Annotated in this window: 18 protein-coding genes; 6 read left to right on the forward strand and 12 right to left on the reverse strand. The window is 58.7% G+C overall.

Annotation, left to right across the window (positions count from 1 at the left end):
* Nucleotides 1–29 precede the first annotated feature (29 nt).
* From JJ917_15790 to JJ917_15800, 3 genes are all read left to right on the forward strand, one after another.
* Nucleotides 30–395: a response regulator gene (locus JJ917_15790; GenBank protein ID MBO6700290.1), complete on the forward strand. Its 366-nt coding sequence runs from the start codon at nt 30–32 to the stop codon at nt 393–395.
* Nucleotides 396–545: 150 nt separating this feature from the next.
* A complete protein-coding gene (locus tag JJ917_15795; protein ID MBO6700291.1) occupies nt 546–1649 on the forward strand; it encodes a chemotaxis response regulator protein-glutamate methylesterase in 1104 nt (367 codons plus the stop codon).
* Nucleotides 1646–2506 (forward strand): protein-glutamate O-methyltransferase CheR, encoded by an 861-nt coding sequence (locus tag JJ917_15800; protein MBO6700292.1) that lies wholly within the window; start codon nt 1646–1648, stop codon nt 2504–2506. The genes JJ917_15795 and JJ917_15800 overlap by 4 nt, the downstream gene beginning before the upstream one ends.
* Nucleotides 2507–2694: 188 nt before the next feature.
* Here the strand turns inward: JJ917_15800 and JJ917_15805 are convergent, their stop codons facing one another.
* On the reverse strand, nt 2695–3396 hold the full coding sequence (locus JJ917_15805; protein ID MBO6700293.1) for a response regulator transcription factor: 702 nt from the start codon (nt 3394–3396) through the stop codon (nt 2695–2697).
* A gap of 274 nt (nt 3397–3670) precedes the next feature.
* Here JJ917_15805 and fliI point away from each other — a divergent pair, with 274 nt between their 5' ends.
* Both fliI and fliJ read left to right on the forward strand, forming a co-directional pair.
* Nucleotides 3671–4996, forward strand: coding sequence for a flagellar protein export ATPase FliI (gene fliI / locus JJ917_15810; GenBank protein MBO6700294.1), 1326 nt, complete (start codon nt 3671–3673; stop codon nt 4994–4996).
* Between the two features lie 16 nt (nt 4997–5012).
* On the forward strand, nt 5013–5435 hold the full coding sequence (gene fliJ / locus JJ917_15815; GenBank protein MBO6700295.1) for a flagellar export protein FliJ: 423 nt from the start codon (nt 5013–5015) through the stop codon (nt 5433–5435).
* 68 nt (nt 5436–5503) lie between these two features.
* On the opposite strand, the gene JJ917_15820 is transcribed toward fliJ, so the two are convergent.
* Genes JJ917_15820 through flhA form a run of 3 tightly spaced genes read right to left on the reverse strand, consistent with a single transcriptional unit; the run spans nt 5504 to nt 8627 of the window.
* Nucleotides 5504–5806, reverse strand: a complete 303-nt coding sequence (locus JJ917_15820; GenBank protein MBO6700296.1) for an N-acetyltransferase — start codon at nt 5804–5806, stop codon at nt 5504–5506.
* Nucleotides 5807–5817: 11 nt separating this feature from the next.
* Nucleotides 5818–6456, reverse strand: coding sequence for a GNAT family N-acetyltransferase (locus tag JJ917_15825; protein MBO6700297.1), 639 nt, complete (start codon nt 6454–6456; stop codon nt 5818–5820).
* Entirely contained in the window at nt 6456–8627 is a 2172-nt protein-coding gene (gene flhA, locus JJ917_15830; protein MBO6700298.1) for a flagellar biosynthesis protein FlhA, read from the reverse strand. The genes JJ917_15825 and flhA overlap by 1 nt, the downstream gene beginning before the upstream one ends.
* Nucleotides 8628–8723: 96 nt before the next feature.
* On the opposite strand from flhA, the gene JJ917_15835 reads away from it, so the two are divergent.
* A complete protein-coding gene (locus tag JJ917_15835; GenBank protein MBO6700299.1) occupies nt 8724–9119 on the forward strand; it encodes a hypothetical protein in 396 nt (131 codons plus the stop codon).
* Between the two features lies 1 nt (nt 9120).
* Here the strand turns inward: JJ917_15835 and JJ917_15840 are convergent, their stop codons facing one another.
* The 8 genes from JJ917_15840 to JJ917_15875 form a co-directional block, all read right to left on the reverse strand.
* Entirely contained in the window at nt 9121–9426 is a 306-nt protein-coding gene (locus JJ917_15840; protein ID MBO6700300.1) for a Dabb family protein, read from the reverse strand.
* A gap of 4 nt (nt 9427–9430) precedes the next feature.
* Nucleotides 9431–10807 carry a sigma-54-dependent Fis family transcriptional regulator gene (locus JJ917_15845; GenBank protein MBO6700301.1) on the reverse strand — a complete coding sequence of 459 codons (1377 nt, stop codon included), beginning with the start codon at nt 10805–10807 and terminating at the stop codon, nt 9431–9433.
* A gap of 22 nt (nt 10808–10829) precedes the next feature.
* Complete coding sequence (gene fliN, locus JJ917_15850) at nt 10830–11189, reverse strand: flagellar motor switch protein FliN (GenBank protein MBO6700302.1); 360 nt, start codon at nt 11187–11189, stop codon at nt 10830–10832.
* On the reverse strand, nt 11182–11907 hold the full coding sequence (locus JJ917_15855) for a hypothetical protein (GenBank protein MBO6700303.1): 726 nt from the start codon (nt 11905–11907) through the stop codon (nt 11182–11184). The genes fliN and JJ917_15855 overlap by 8 nt, the downstream gene beginning before the upstream one ends.
* Complete coding sequence (gene fliG / locus JJ917_15860; GenBank protein ID MBO6700304.1) at nt 11907–13028, reverse strand: flagellar motor switch protein FliG; 1122 nt, start codon at nt 13026–13028, stop codon at nt 11907–11909. The genes JJ917_15855 and fliG overlap by 1 nt, the downstream gene beginning before the upstream one ends.
* Nucleotides 13029–13031: 3 nt before the next feature.
* Nucleotides 13032–14672, reverse strand: a complete 1641-nt coding sequence (fliF, locus tag JJ917_15865) for a flagellar M-ring protein FliF (protein MBO6700305.1) — start codon at nt 14670–14672, stop codon at nt 13032–13034.
* A 256-nt stretch (nt 14673–14928) separates the two neighbouring features.
* Nucleotides 14929–15204 (reverse strand): DUF1153 domain-containing protein, encoded by a 276-nt coding sequence (locus JJ917_15870; protein ID MBO6700306.1) that lies wholly within the window; start codon nt 15202–15204, stop codon nt 14929–14931.
* A gap of 255 nt (nt 15205–15459) precedes the next feature.
* Entirely contained in the window at nt 15460–16137 is a 678-nt protein-coding gene (locus JJ917_15875; protein MBO6700307.1) for a flagellar hook assembly protein FlgD, read from the reverse strand.
* Nucleotides 16138–16148: the final 11 nt, after the last annotated feature.

A 16148-nucleotide genomic window follows, 5' to 3' on the forward strand; every position in this document is an offset into this window, starting at 1 on the left:
CTGACCGGTTCTTGAAAGGACACAGCGCAATGAAAACCTGCCTGGTTGTTGATGATTCCAGCGTCATTCGAAAAGTCGCGCGGCGCATCCTCGAGGACCTGGAGTTTCAGGTCGAAGAGGCCGCAGACGGTCAGGAAGCGCTGGAGATTTGCCGCCAGTCGATGCCCGATTCCATCTTTCTGGATTGGAATATGCCGGTCATGGACGGTCTGGAGTTTTTGAAGACGCTCCGCGCTGAAGACGGTGGCAACGTGCCCAAAGTGGTGTTCTGCACCACAGAGAATGATGTTGCACACATCGCTAAGGCGATGCGTGCCGGCGCCAACGAATACATCATGAAACCGTTCGATCGCGAGATCGTCGAGGCCAAATTCGCCGAAGTTGGACTTGCCTAGTCTAGCGCTCCTTGCGCCTGGCCGAACCGCTTTCGTTGAATTTCGTGCTGCCCCTCCGCGCCATCGTGTGTGGCTCCTCTTTCTAGGTTAACGTTCATGTCCGCAGTCGCCGCTCGCCAACCAAGACCTGTTACCGACCCGGTTCGTGTGATGGTTGTCGATGATTCCGTCGTTGCCCGCGGACTGATGGCGCGGTGGATCGACGAAGATCCCTCGCTTGCGGTCGTCGGTACGTTGCGGACCGGTAAACTGGCAGTTGAGCAGATAACGGCGCTTGAGCCAGACGTCGTGGTTCTGGACATCGAAATGCCGGAGATGGACGGCCTGACGGCGCTGCCGCTGCTCCTGAAGGCGCGGCCTGGCATCCAAGTCGTCATGGCATCGACACTGACCCGTCGCAATGCTGAAATTTCGCTCAAGGCCTTGTCGCTCGGGGCGGCAGACTACGTCCCGAAACCGGAGAGCAATTCCGGAGTTTCGACAAGCCCAGAGTTCCGGCGCGATCTTGTCGCTAAAGTTCGCGCGCTTGGTGCACGCGGAAAGACGACTGCACGTTCGCCACACATTTCGCGACCGGATGCTCCGGTCAAGATTGAGCGCTCGGCGGCCTCACCTTTGGTGCACAAGTCGGAAGTGTCGCTGGCCAATATGCGCCGCTGGTCTTCCAGCGTGCCGCGCATCCTGGCGATCGGTTCATCGACTGGCGGACCGCAGGCCCTGGCAAAATTCTTTTCAACCGTCGGTCCGGCTGCCAAGCGCGTGCCGATCGTTGTCACCCAGCACATGCCGGCGACATTCACCGCGATCCTTGCTGAGAATCTCGGCAAGGCTGCCGGTCTTCCTTCGGCTGAAGGTCGAGACGGCGAGGTTCTAAAACCGGGTCAGATTTATGTCGCCCCTGGCGGCAAGCACATGATCGTCAAGAACAGCCCCGATGGCATGAAGATCGCTTTGACGGATGGTCCACCTGTGAATTTCTGTAAGCCTGCTGTTGATCCTCTGTTTGACTCGCTTGCCGAGGCCTACGGGTCGGCGGTCCTGGCGACGGTGCTGACCGGCATGGGCAATGATGGTGGCAAGGGTGCGGTGCGCATCAGCGACGCCGGCGGCAGCGTGATTGCCCAGGATGAAGCGACATCGGTGGTGTGGGGTATGCCTCAAGCCGTGGTGCAGAACAAAGCCTGTTGCGCGGTTCTTCCGCTCGATCAGTTGGCCAGCAAGGTCGCCCAGCTTTTGAAAGGGGAGCGCCCATGACACCGGCAGATTACGATTTTCTGCGGTCTTTTTTGAAAGAGCGCTCCGGCCTCATCTTGTCCAATGACAAGCAGTATTTGATTGAGAGCCGCTTGATGCCGGTGGCCCGGCAAGAAGGTCTGGATACGATCTCGGCTCTGGTTGCCAAATTGAAGACACCGCTTGGCCGCTCGGCTGGCGAAAAGGTCGTCGAAGCGATGACGACCAATGAAAGCTTTTTCTTTCGCGATAAGACGCCGTTCGATCATTTTTCCGATGTGATGCTTCCGCAGATGATGGAGGCACGCAAATCCCAGCGGAAAATTCGGATCTGGTGTGCTGCCGCGTCGACCGGCCAGGAACCTTACTCGCTGGCCATGATCATCAAGGATCAGGGCCTAAAGGCCTCGGCGTTCCGCTTTGACATCATCGGCACCGATATCTCCCGCGACGTTTTGGATCGCGCGAAAGCTGGGTCTTATTCGCAATTTGAGGTCCAGCGCGGATTGCCCATCCAAATGCTTCTCAATCATTTCACTCAGAAAGGTGAAACTTGGGAAATCTCGCCCGCAATCAAGCAGATGGTTCAGTTCCGCCCGCTCAATCTGTTCGACAGTTTTTCGTCGCTCGGCACGTTCGATGTTGTGTTCATCCGCAACGTCCTTATCTATTTCGAGCAGGCTGCGAAGATCGAAATCCTGGAGCGCGTTGCAAAACAGATGGCTCCGGATGGTTTCATGGTACTTGGCGCGGCTGAAACCGTGGTCGGATTAACCGATGCCTTCAAGGCTGTTCCGGGCAGCCGCGGGTTGTATCAGCCCAATCCGGACTTTGTCGCCGGTTCTTCGTCAACCTTCCCGGTTCGTCGCACGGCCTAAAAAGCCAATTCGAAATTCGGCGGCGTATATGACTGCCATCGAAAACCCGGCCTCGCGGCCGGGTTTTTGTTTGTGACATGGGCCCGGCGGGTGACGACCTACATTGACCAAGGCCGCAACAAAAAAGCCGCCCCAAGATGGGGCGGCAATTTCAGTGTCTGGATAGGGATTTGGTTGAAACGACGCTCTTAAGCGCTTTGCTTCATTGTCGACTCGTCAGGATCGCGCAACACATAGCCGCGGCCCCAAACGGTTTCGATGTAATTGGAACCGCCGGTTGCAGCCGCCAGCTTCTTGCGAAGCTTACAGATGAACACGTCGATGATCTTCAATTCAGGCTCATCCATGCCACCATAGAGGTGGTTGAGGAACATTTCCTTGGTGAGCGTGGTGCCTTTGCGCAGCGAGAGCAGCTCCAGCATCTGGTATTCTTTGCCGGTCAGATGGACGCGCTGGCCGTCGACTTCGACGGTTTTGGTGTCCAGATTGACCGTGACATCACCGGTGGTGATGACCGATTGAGCATGACCCTTGGACCGACGCACAATGGCGTGGATGCGGGCAACAAGCTCATCTTTATGGAATGGTTTGGTCAGATAGTCATCGGCACCAAAGCCGAGACCGCGAACCTTGTCCTCGATACCTGCAAGACCGGAGAGGATTAAGATCGGTGTCTTAACTTTCGACAGGCGCAGCGTGCGAAGCACTTCGTAGCCTGACATGTCCGGGAGGTTCAAATCGAGAAGAATGATATCGTAATCGTACAGTTTTCCGAGGTCGACGCCTTCTTCACCAAGGTCCGTCGTGTAGACATTAAACGCTTCGGATTTCAGCATCAGTTCGATGCTTTCTGCCGTTGCGATGTCATCCTCGATTAGCAATACACGCATGCCAATCCCCTTTGCCCTATCCTAGGTTTTCGCCGCTCGAAAACGCGAAACAACGAAGGGCTTCGTTCTGCCCCGTCGTTAACGCTACCCTTCAGTGGTAAGCGAAAGGTTAAGACAACCTTCCACAGGACTGATTTACGCAACACTTTGGAAAGCATGCGGGGTGATTCGCCCGCTTTGCGTTAAGATTTATCAGACAGCGAATCAGCGGTGCAACCGTTTTCAGGGCGAAGAGATAGGCGATTGGGTAGATGACGTTGCGGAAAGTCCGGCCATGCACGACCTAGCCGACCAGATCGATGATCTGCTTGACCGCGAGGTGTTTGGACGCGTCACCGGCATTCAGGGCTTGCTTGTGGAGGTTGCTGGTCCTTTGCATCTGTTGGCGGTTGGCTCGCGCCTGGCGGTGGAGATCAGCGAGAGCCGCTCGGTTTTGGTCGAGATCGTTGGCTTCAAACCCGAACGCGCCCTCTGCCTGCCCTATGATCCGCTCGATGGCATGCGTCTTGGCTGCCGCGCGGTTTTGGTGGCGTCCGAAGCGCTGACCAAACCGTCGCCGGCATGGCTCGGCCGTGTCATCGATGCACTGGGCCGCCCAATTGACGGAAAAGGTCTACTGCCGACCGGGGCAGACGCTTATGATTTGCGGGCTGCGCCGCCGCCGCCGGCCAATCGCGCCAGGGTCGGTGGTCCGCTGGATCTGGGCGTGCGTGCGCTCAACACGTTCGTGACCTGCTGCGAGGGCCAGCGCCTGGGCATCTTTGCTGGGTCTGGCGTCGGTAAGTCGGTATTGATGTCGATGTTGGCGACCAACACCAAGGCTGATGTGGCGGTCATTGGCCTGATCGGTGAACGCGGCCGCGAGCTACAGGAGTTCATCGAGGACGATCTTGGTCCGGCGGGCATGAAGCGCGCGGTGGTTATCGTTGCAACGTCGGATGAAAGCGCTTTGATGCGCCGACAGGCCGCTTACATGGCGATGACGGTGTCTGAGTTCTTCCGCGCGCAAGGAAAGAATGTCCTTTTGATGATGGATAGCGTCACGCGATTTGCCATGGCGCAGCGTGAGATCGGCTTGGCCGGCGGTGAGCCGCCGACCACGAAAGGCTACACACCGACCGTGTTCACCGAATTGCCGCGCCTGTTAGAGCGCGCAGGACCCGGTCTTAAAGGCGAGGGAACGACAACTGGCCTCTTTACCGTGCTTGTTGAAGGGGATGATCACAATGAGCCGGTGGCCGATGCGGTGCGCTCCATCTTGGATGGCCACATCGTCATGGAGCGTGCCATTGCGGAACGCGGCCGTTATCCCGCCATCAACATTCTTAAATCAGTTTCGCGCACTATGCCTGGGTGTGTGCCAGAAAGTGCGCGCGATACGGTCCGCCGTGCTCGCGCTTTGTTAAGCTCTTTCGGCGATATGGAAGAATTGATCCGTCTGGGCGCGTACCGCCGAGGATCGGACAGCGATGTTGACGAGGCCATTCGCCTCAACCCCCAGCTGGAGGCGTTTTTGAGCCAGCAAAAAGGGGAATCGACGTCGCTTGCCGAAGGATATGAGGCGCTCGCCGGCATTCTGGACGAGGCGCCTGACGCGTGATTGGGAGTATTGAGTCATGAAGTCGCGTGAAAGCCTGATCCGCCTGAAGCGGTATCAAGTCGACGAGAAGCGCCGCCAGGTGACGCAGATTGAAGCCATGATGGCCGATTTCGAGCGTATGGCGAGCGAGCTGGATCGAGAGGTTTCGATCGAGCAGGAAAAGGCCGGTATCACCGATATGGGTCACTACGCCTATCCGACCTACGCCAAGGCCGCTGCGCAGCGCCGTGATAATCTGCGTGAGTCCGCTGATAATCTGCGTGGTCAGTTGGAGGCTGCTCAAGACGAGTTGGCCGAGGCGGTCGAAGATCTCAAGAAGGTTGAGTTGCTCGAAGAGCGCGATCAGGAAGCGCAACGCGCAACCATGGCAAGCCGCGAGCAGGCTGAATTAGAAGAGCTCAGCCAGTCGCGCCGCTCGCGTGGCGGTATGATCGGCTGATCGACGTCTAACAGCGATTGTTTGAAATCAAGCCCGGCAGGTTGCCGGGCTTTTTTTGCACTCGGCAGCTAGTTCAACACGTCCTGCCACTCCTTGTGGCGTTGGAGTTGCGCCTTGGCGAAGGGGCAAAGCGGCATGATCTTGGTGCCTGACGCACGCGCATCCATGACCGCACGCTCGACCAACTTCACGCCGACGCCCATGCCACGCAGTTCGTCCGGCACACCGGTGTGATCAATTATGATCAGCGTATCGCTGGCGCGCGAGTAGGTGAGCTCCGCATTGGGTTTGCCTTCGATGTGGGACGTGTATGTGCCCTTCGACCCCTCCTCATGATGCGTGATGGTCAGGTCAGGGGTCGGTTTTTCCATGCTGTGTTTTCCTAAGGGTCTGAGAAATCCGCCAACGGAATTTGCGGTGCTGTCTGACGTGGTAGAACGCCAGTCAAGCGGGGATCGGGACTGAGTTCAAGGCGTTGTCGGAAGGGTCTGAACCCTTGCCGCCGATAAAAGGACAGGGCACCAGGGGAATCGAAGGTGCAGGTGTGCAGCCATGCGCGTTTGGTCTGCGGTGTCCAAGCCGCCGCTAGGCCATGCTCCATGAGAACCGAACCGAGTTTTTTGCCGGTCGCTTCGGGGACCAGTCCGAAATAGGTCACCTCCAGGGTTTCTGTCTCTTGCTGCTCGACCTCGAACAGTCCGATGGGCAAACCGGATGGGTCGAGAAGATAGCGCAGCGTTGTCGTAGGCGCGGTGAGGATAGAACGAATAACCTCATCGCTTTTCTGCAAGCGACCGAACCAGAGCCAGGGGTCGCCCACGGCACGGTACAGCTTTTTGAAGTCGTCAAGGTTCACCGGGTCCGGTTGAACGAATTGAAACCCGGCGGGCAGGGGATAGGCGTCACTGTTCGGTGGCGTGGTCCTTTCTAGGCTGGTTTCGATGGTTGCCAGCAGGCCCGCCGGAACGACGGCGAACCCATTCTCCAGGGCAAGAGAGGTTGGCATGGGGGTGTCTGACATTAGGCGATCTGTCCGAACGTCTTCAGTTTGGCGCGTGGGTGCACTTCGGCTTGACTGAGGATGGCAGTTTGCGGGCGGAAGCGCTCAATGATCGCGCGAATATGGCGGCGGATGCCTGGCGAAACGAGCATCACCGGGACTTCGCCTTGCTCGGCGGCGGCGTTGAAGGCGGTGTTCACCGAGGCGATGAACTCCTGCAGTTTGGTCGGCGCCATGGCCAAGTGCTTGTCGTCGCCTTCGCCAACCAGCGCATCGGCAAAGGCCTGCTCCCAAGTCGGGGACAAAGGCAAGAGCGGCAGATACCCAGCTGGCGACTGGTGCGCGGCGCAGATCTGCAGCGCTAGGCGCGTGCGCACATGCTCGGTGATCGCCTGCGGTGTACGGGCAAAGGCACTGGCCTCGGCGATGCCCTCCAGAATGGTCGGAAGATCGCGGATCGAAATGCGTTCAGCGAGCAGACTTTGCAGAACGCGTTGGATGCCTGAAACCGAAATTTGGCCCGGTACGATGTCATCGACCAGTTTCTGCTGGGCGGCGGGAAGCTCGTTGATGAGGTTCTGCGTGTCCGCGTAGGAGAGCAGGTCGGCGGTCGAACCCTTGATGATCTCGGTCAGGTGGGTGGAGATCACGGTAGCCGGATCAACAACCGTGTAGCCTTTGATTTCGGCTTGGTCGCGGAACTTGCCCTCGATCCAGGTGGCTGGCAGGCCGAAGGTTGGTTCGGTGGTTTCGCGGCCTGGCAGTTCCACCGGTCCGCCGGTCGGGTTCATGGTCATGAACTGGCCGGAGAAGACCTCACCGGTGCCGGCCTCAACCTCTTTGACTTTGACCACATAGGTGTTTGCGCCAATTTGCATGTTGTCGAGCAGGCGCACCGAGGGCATGACGAAGCCAAGCTCGCCGGCAAGCGAACGGCGCAGGGCTTTGATCTGCTCGGTCAGGCGGTCCGCCCCTTCGCCATCGTCGATCAAGCCAAGCAAACCATAGCCGAGTTCAATGCGAAGATCGTCGATGCGTAGCGATTTGGAGATCGGCTCTTCGGCCGGCGGTGCTTCGGCAGTCGCCTTGGCCAGCACCTCCTGGGCCTTGGCCTCGGTGACCGCATCCTTGGCTTTCCTAGCCGATCGCCAGGCGAGATAACCCGCGCCTCCTGCCAGTCCGAGGAAAGGGAGCACCGGAATACCCGGCAGCATGGCGAGGACCACCATGACGAAGGACGACATGCCGAGCGCTTTGGGATAGCCGGACAGTTGGGTCATTAGTGCTTTGTCGGCAGCGCCGGTGACGCCGGCCTTGGAGACCAGCAGGCCAGCAGCGGTGGAGACGATGAGCGCTGGGATTTGGCTGACCAGTCCATCACCGACTGTCAGCAGCGTGTAGGCCCGGCCAGCATCGCCAAACGACATATCCATCTGGGCAACGCCGATCACGATTCCACCGATGATATTGATGAAGGTGATCATCAGGCCGGCAATGGCATCGCCGCGCACAAACTTTGAGGCACCGTCCATGGCGCCGAAGAAAGAGCTTTCGTCTTCCAGTTCTTTGCGGCGAGTCTTGGCTGTTTCTTCGTCGATCAGACCGGCAGATAGATCGGCATCGATGGCCATTTGCTTGCCAGGCATCGCGTCAAGAGTGAAGCGCGCAGCCACTTCGGCGATGCGGCCAGAACCCTTGGTGATGACGACAAAATTCACGATCACCAGGATGCCAAAGACGATCAGGCCGATGATGAAGTTGCCGCCCATCACAAAGGAGCCGAACGCTTCGATCACTTCGCCGGCCGCGTCTCCGCCGGTGTGTCCTTCGGCAAGGATAAGGCGGGTTGAGGCAAGGTTCAGCGCCAGGCGCATCATGGTGGCGATCAGCAGCACCGTCGGGAAAGCAGAAAACTCCAGCGGCTTGTGGATGAACAGCGACGTCATCAGGACGAGGACGGAAAAGATGATCGAGACCGCCAGGAACAGGTCGAGCATGAAAGGCGGCATCGGCATGATGAGAACGACGAGGATCGTCATCACACCGAAGGCAAGCGCCAGATCACCGCGGATCAGCGCGCCTTTGAGCTGCTCCAAGCTTGGAAGCGGGAAGGGCAGGCCGGATTTGGCGGAGCCGGAAGTGCTTGTGTCAGTTACCGACGTGTCGGCCATGCGCGGTGCCTCGCTCGGCATCTTCCGGTTGGGAAAATGCGACTAGGCAGTTTTTGCCGCTTTTAGGGTAAACAGATGGTTAATGGTTTTGCTCAGCCGGAGTGAAAAGGGGGGAAAGTGACCGATGCCATGACGCTCATGGCCAGCATTGCCCTGGTGGGCTTTATCTGGCTGACTCTGTTTCAGGTGCTGCTTGCTCTTGGCTTTCCGATGGGGCGCCTTGCATGGGGCGGTAGTCACCGCGTGCTTTCGCCAAGCCTTCGCGTTGCAAGTGGCGTCAGTGCCTGTTTGGCGGCATTTGGCGCAATCTGTGTGGCGCAGGCGCTGGGCCTTTTGGACTGGGTGCCTGCTTTGGTTCTGCGCCCAGCCCTGTTGGTCTTGGCAGGACTGTTTGGACTCAGCTTGATTGCCAACGCTCTGTCAAAGAGCCGCGTGGAGCAGGTCCACGGGGTCGTCCTTACAACACTTCTTTGTGTTGGCTCACTGGCCGCAGCCTTTCAGGTTTCTGCCTAACCTAAACATCAAGGTCATAGACGACGATCCCATCGGTGCCGCCGACACAGGATGCGCACAAACGAGCACCCAGCGCTTGATGGGTGGGATGGTCAGCATAGCGCTCCAAAGCCTCTTTGGAGGCAAAGCGAATGACAAACCCGAACTTGTGGTCTGGTGATTTGCCTTCGAAGTCGAGGTTTGGGCCGTAGTGGAATGCCTCGACGCCCTCCAAGGTCTCGCTGAAGGTTGCCAGCTCGCTCATGGTTTGCAGCAGCGCATCAGCCGCGCCATCCGAGGGATGGCAGAACACGCAGTGGAGGATCATGATCCTAACCTGCCATTTGCGTGCGGGCTTGGCCCGGTTGCGGCACGGCAACGCCTTGGGCGTTGTAGTCGTTGAGCTTGTTGCGCAGCGTGCGAATGGAAATGCCAAGAATGTTGGCGGCATGGGTACGGTTGCCGAGACAATGGTCGAGTGTATCGAGAATCAATTCCTGCTCGACCTCCGCGACTGTGCGTCCGACAAGCGCGCGGGTAACCGCTTCGGCCGTCATCGCTACCTTTTGGACCGCACCTGATGGCGGTGTGGATTGGGCAGCAAAGTCTGATCCGTCGGGCGTGATGAGTGCTTCGGGGCCGATTTCAGGACCAGACGCCAAAAGCACAGCGCGGTGGATGGTGTTTTCGAGTTCGCGCACATTGCCCTGCCAATGGGCCGACATCAAGCGCGTGCGCGCAGGCTCTGAGATCGGGCGCAGCGGGAAACCGTTGGCCTTGGCGTATTTTTTCGCAAAATGGTCCGACAAAGCGAGAATATCGGCGGGTCGTTCGCGCAGCGCCGGTAGTGCCAGGTTGACCACGTTAAGGCGGAACAACAGATCTTCGCGGAACGAACCTTCTTTGACCGCCTCAGCAAGGTTACGGTTGGACGTTGCGATGATGCGCAGGTCAACGGGCACCGGCTTGGAGCCGCCGACGCGGTCGATCACCCGCTCTTGCAGGGCACGCAGGAGTTTTGCCTGCAGGCGTACATCCATTTCGGAGATTTCATCGAGCAGCAGCGTGCCGCCGGAGGCTTCCTCGAATTTGCCGATACGGCGGGCCAGCGCGCCGGTGAAGGCGCCTTTTTCATGGCCAAAAAGCTCGGACTCAAGCAGGTTTTCTGGGATAGCAGCGCAGTTGACCGACACGAACGGCATCGTCGCTCGGTTCGACTTGGCGTGAACGTAGCGCGCCATCACCTCTTTACCGGTGCCGGATTCGCCGGTGATCAGGATCGAGGCGTCCGACGGCGCGATCTGTTCGGCAAGGCGAACCACCTTCATCATCGCCGGATCGGTGGACACCATGTCCAACTCTTCGGTTGTAACCGCAGCCAGCACCGCGGCGATGAGAGCGGGATCCGGCGGCAAAGGAATGTACTCGCGCGCGCCGTCCTTGATGGCTTTGACGGCGGCGTCGGCATCGTTCTTTACGCCGCACGCGATTACCGGCGCAGAAATGTGCTCGCGCTCCATGGCCTGGATCAGCGCTTTGATGTTTTCAGCGACGTCAACCATCACCAGATCGATGGCTTGACCACCCCGCAACGCATCGAGCGCCGTCGCCTGATCGTCGGCATGAATAACTTTGGCGCCGCGCTCCATCGCCATGCGCGTCGCGCTGGCCATTTGTCCGCCGAGATTGCCGAAGATGAGAAGTCGCATGGGTTGATCCTGCCGCTAGGTCTTATTTGTCGCTTTTGATGATTTCAGTCATGGTCACGCCGAGCTTGTCTTCGACGAGAACCACCTCGCCACGCGCGACCAGACGGTCGTTGACGAAGATGTCGATGGCCTCACCTACTCGCCTGTCGAGTTCGACCACCGTGCCGGGTCCGAGATTGAGCAGTTCAGAAACCTGCATGCCTGATCGTCCAAGAATGGCCGATACACGCACCGGCACGTCGAACACCGCTTCAAGGTCGCTGGCATCCTTGGCGCTGTTCGGATCGTAATCCTCGTCGGTTTCGGTGCTTGGCGGCCCTTCCAACTGGTCGAGCTCGACGCCTTGTTTGCCCGCTAGCTGATCGTCGTCGGTGTCACTCATCGAGAGAGCCCTCCATTGAGGCTTTCATCTGTGAGGCCTGGTCTGCCTCAGATGGGGTTGGGGGAGAGGCGTGGGGTTTTACGCCTCGGGCCGACAGATAGTCGCCAATTAAATCGTCAATGGCCTTTTCGATGTCGTCTTGACTGCGCGCCAATCCTCCATCGGCCCATTCAATACGCGTGTCGCTGGGGGCGAAGTCCTCTTCGCCCATGAAGATCAGCCTGCCTTCAAACCCTTGGGATTGGGCGATGGATTCAAGGCGTTCGCGCACGGCGTCGACATGGTCGGCGTTCATGCGCACGACCAAATGGGAGGCGTCGAACATGGGCGCGAGGCAGGAACGGAATAGTGCTTCGACTTCGCCGATCGGCTGGGCGTCTAAGAGCCGGCGGGCAAGCTTTTTCGATGCCGAGATGGCGATGCGAACCGCGCGCTCCTCGCGCATCGCGATTTCCTTGTCGAGCCGGGAGAGCAGGGTTTGAACAACGCCGGTCAGGCGCTGCGTTTCTTCAGCCAAAGCCTTGGAACCTTCTTCGAGTGCTTCCTGGCGTCCGGCCTCATGGGCTTCGGTGCGCACCCGCCGCTCCAGCGCGGCCATCTGCGCTTCGTGCTCGTAGAGGCTGATTGTTGGCTCAACCTCGACCTCTTCCTTGGCGCGGTTTTCCGCGTCGAAATCGAGATCGAACAGGTAGCGTGGAGCGGTGGTTGATGCGGCCATCAATAGATCACCTCATCATCACCGGAGTTTTTCGAGATCACCATCTCGCCCTTGGCGGCGAGGTCCTTGGCCAGATTGACGAGCGACATCTGCGCTTCGTCGACGTCACGCAAGCGCACCGGCCCGAGAATTTCCATCTCCTCGCGGATGGTGGTCGCCTGGCGGGTCGACATGTTGCCGAGGAAGAAGTCGCGCAGCGTATCGTTGGCGCCTTTGAGCGCGATCGGTAGCTTGGTCATATCGGCGCTGCGCAGCAGGATCTGGATCGAGGAGGCGTCGACTTTGCCGAGATCCTCGAAGGTAAACATCAGTGCTTTGATCTTCTCGGCCGACTCGCGGTTGTCTTCTTCCAGCGTTGCGAGGAACTTGGCCTCCGTTTGGCGGTCGAAATTGTTGAAGATCTCGGCCATCGTCTCATGGCTATCGCGGCGGCGCGTGGTCGATAGGTTCGACATAAACTCAACGCGCAGTGTCTCTTCGACTTTGTCGAGAATTTCCTTCTGCACGCTTTGCATTTTCAGCATGCGCTGGATGACTTCCAGGGAAAGTTCCTCTGGCAGTAGCGACAGCACTTTGGCGGCGTGATCGGAACGAATTTTCGACAGAACCACGGCGGTCGTTTGCGGGTATTCGTTCTTCAAATAGCTGGCCAGAACGTTTTCCTGAACGTTGGAAAGTTTCTCCCACATGTTGCGTCCGGCCGGGCCGCGTATCTCTTCCATGATCGCCGCGACCTTGTCGGTCTCCATGAAGGAGGCGAGCAAGCGTTCGGTGGCTTCATAGCCGCCGGTGAGCGCCTTGTTGGTCGTCACATTGTCGATGAACTCGATCATGACGCCTTCAATGACGTCCGTCGAAAGGCGTCCGACCACGGCCATGGACTGCGAGACTTCACGCAACTCCAGTTCGTCCAAACCGCGCCATAAGGGTTCGCCATGTTTATCGCCGAGCGCGAGCAACAGAACCGCGGCTTTCTCCGCGCCGGAGAGATCACCAAGTTTGACCGAGGATTGGTCGCCACCGGCGGTTTGTTGCGCCAGCGTTAGCTGCTGACCAGGCTTAGCAGTCGGTGGACCAGCGGCGGCTGCGGCGGCTTCGGCAAGGGCGTTGGCTGCGGACATTGGTTACGCCTTCGCCGGTTCGGACAGCCAGGCGCGCAAGACGCCGACAGCATCGTCAGGACGCTCTTTGATCAGGTCGCCAACCTGTTCCAATGATTTCTTCTGCAGCGCGCCCAGCGCAACAGCATTTTCAAAGGCCTTAACTGTCGTGCTTTCCAGCGCGATCGCAGGAACGTTCGGCATTGGCGACTGCAACACCTCACCGTTCGGCCCGATCACCGTGCCTTCCGCGTCTGGCCCACCGGCCGGCAGGGCTTCCGGTGCGGCGCTTTCATCCTCGAAGACGCGGGCGAGCAGAGGGCGCACGACGAAGAACAGCACGATCAGCGTCAGGACGGCGATGATGGCAAGTTCTGCTGCGCGGTAAATATCGTCGCGGGTGAACGAGAACAAACCTTCTTCGTCAGGCAGGGTAAGATCGGGGCGAGCAGCGAATTGAAGGTTCACGACCTCGACGACATCGCCGCGTGTTTGATCAAATCCGACGGCCGAGCGGACCAGCATGGCGATCTGATCGAGCTGCTCTTGCGTGCGCGGTGCATAAACAGGCGCGCCGTTCTCATCCTGGGTGTAGAGGCCATCGACGAGCACGGCGACGGAGAGCCGCTCCAGCCGGCCGGCTTCCAGAATTTCGGTCCGATTGGTGGAGGAAATTTCGAAGTTCGTGACCTCTTCAAGCGTTTCGCGCGCTTCCTGGATGCCGCCAGCCGTCGCGCCGGCGTCGGCGCCTGGCAACTCATTACCGACCGTAACTTCGCCCGCGGTGGTGTCGTTGGTGGAGCCGTTTTCTTCGCGAACCTGCGTTGAACGAACGACCTGACCATCCGGATCAAAGACTTCGGAGGTTTCAGAAATGCGATTGTGATTGAGCTCGACGGCGACGTTGACCCGGGCGCGACCTGGACCGACGACTTCGGACAGGATGTCTTCGATCTGGGTGCGGATGCGGTTTTCCATCGCGATCGAGCGCTCGTCCAGCGAGGCGGCCATCATGGCTTCCTCATTGTCTCCGGCGCCGGATGCAAGCAGTTGCCCGGCCTCATCGACAATCGAAACCCGGTTGGCCGACAGCCCATCGACGGCTGATGCTGCCAGATGTTGAATGGCGCGGATTTGCCCCGGGTCCAGGTCGCCGCGAACGCGCAGCACGATCGACGCAGTCGCCTCACGCTGATTGCGTTGGAAGAGTTCGCGCTCGGGCAGCACAAGGTGGACCCGTGCGGCCGAAACCCGATTGATGGACTGGATCGTGCGGGCAAGCTCGCCTTCCAGCGCACGCAGCTGGTTGACGTTCTGAACGAAGCTGGTGGCGCCGAGTGTGCTTGATTGATCGAAAATCTCGTAACCGACGGTGCCGCCCGATGGCAGACCCTGCTCGGCCATGTCCATACGCAGACGAAGAACGCGCTCCTGCGGCACAAGAATGGTGGTGCCATCATTGCGCAACTCGTAGGTGACTCCGTTCGCGTCGAGCTGGCGAATGACTTCTGAGGAATCCTCGAACGTCATCTCGGTGAACAATGGCACCATGACCGGCGCGGTGACGCGCATCGTGATAAAGGCGAAGAATCCGATGAGCAGCGCTGCGACGATGCCCATCGCGCCCAAACGGGCAGGACCCAAGTTCTGAAAGAAAGCAACCATGAATGCCCGTTAGCCCATCTCGATCGCTTCCCTTGCCCACCTGTCGGCGCGCTATCGAAGCAGATAGGCAAGAATTGCCCGGTAGATGGTAAACAGGTCGTTAACTCTTGGGTCGAAGCTGCATCGAACGGCGAAAAAAGACATAAACGCAAAAAGCCGGCCCATGGTTTGAACCCGGCCGGCTGTTTGGTTTCGATGTTACGGTTTGTGAAGAACGCGGCGCGGAAGGCCTCGCTTTCGATGAACCGGTTGGGCGTTAGGCCCGGTACTGTTGGATGCGCGTTGTGCGAAGTCCTGCCAGCCCATGCTGATCAATCGACATTTGCCAGGACAGGAATTCTTCCACCGTCAGACGATAGCGCTCACACGCTTCCTCCAACGACAGCAAACCACCGCGAACGGCGGCAACAACTTCTGCCTTGCGACGGATAACCCATCGCCGGGTAGATGTTGGCGGTAAATCCGCAATGGTCAGCGGGCTACCGTCGGGCCCAATGACATATTTAACGCGCGGACGCTTGAACTCGGTCATCGTACTCTCACTAAAACACTCGATAACGCGAGAGTGAGACTAGTCGATGGTCCTTAAAAACACCCTAAGGGCCTGGTCATGCTTCGTTAGGACTTTGCGGCGGTTGTGTGACAGCAATACCAGAGTGTCTGCGCACCTTAGCGGTAGCTTCTAAATCACTGAAGTAGAGGGATAAAGTCTATCGGCTTGCGACCGGTTTAGACTAACCGGCGCGCCCAAACTGTTGATTTCGGGCGCGCGCAGGATCGCTGGATATCAGGACGTCGGGGCCTGAATCTCCATTACCGAGCTAAGGTTGGCACGCACATCACCAATCTGCAGGACTGGCTCGCTTCCGGTGAAATCAACGCCGGTCACCTTGCCGGTGACGGCCGCATAGACATTCACCGCCTGGCCATCACTGGTGTTGCCGACCACACGGATGGAGTAGACGCCGTCAGGCGCGTCGGTGCCGTCATTGGTCTTGCCATCCCAGGTGAAGGTGCTCTCACCGCGGTCCACGGCATGTTTCGTCGTAAATATCTCATTGCCGTTGACGTCGTAGATGGAGATTGTGGAATCCGGAGCGGCGACGCCGGAGACCAGTTCCCAAGAGGCCTGGCCGCTATCGAGTGTGGTGGACACACCTGCTACCGTTACCGTCGAGCCCAAATAGTTGACCGCGGCGTTGACCGATTGTGCCTCTGTGGAGGTGATGAGATTCTCCAGATAGGAGTTGGTCTGGATTTGCTGCTCGACACCGGAGAACTGAACCAGTTGCTGTGTGAATTGGTTGGTGTCCATCGGCTCCAACGGATCCTGATTGCGTAGCTGCGTGGTGAGCAACTGCAAAAAGGTGTCGAAATCATCAGCCAGCATCTGCTGGTCGCGCTGTGCATTGGCTTGCTGCACCGAAGCCTGCGAGGCGGCTGCAAGTTGATCAAGTGTACTCATAGGTCCGGGCT

The organism is Hyphomicrobiales bacterium (assembly GCA_017642935.1).
Taxonomy (GTDB): Bacteria; Pseudomonadota; Alphaproteobacteria; order Rhizobiales; family MH13; genus MH13.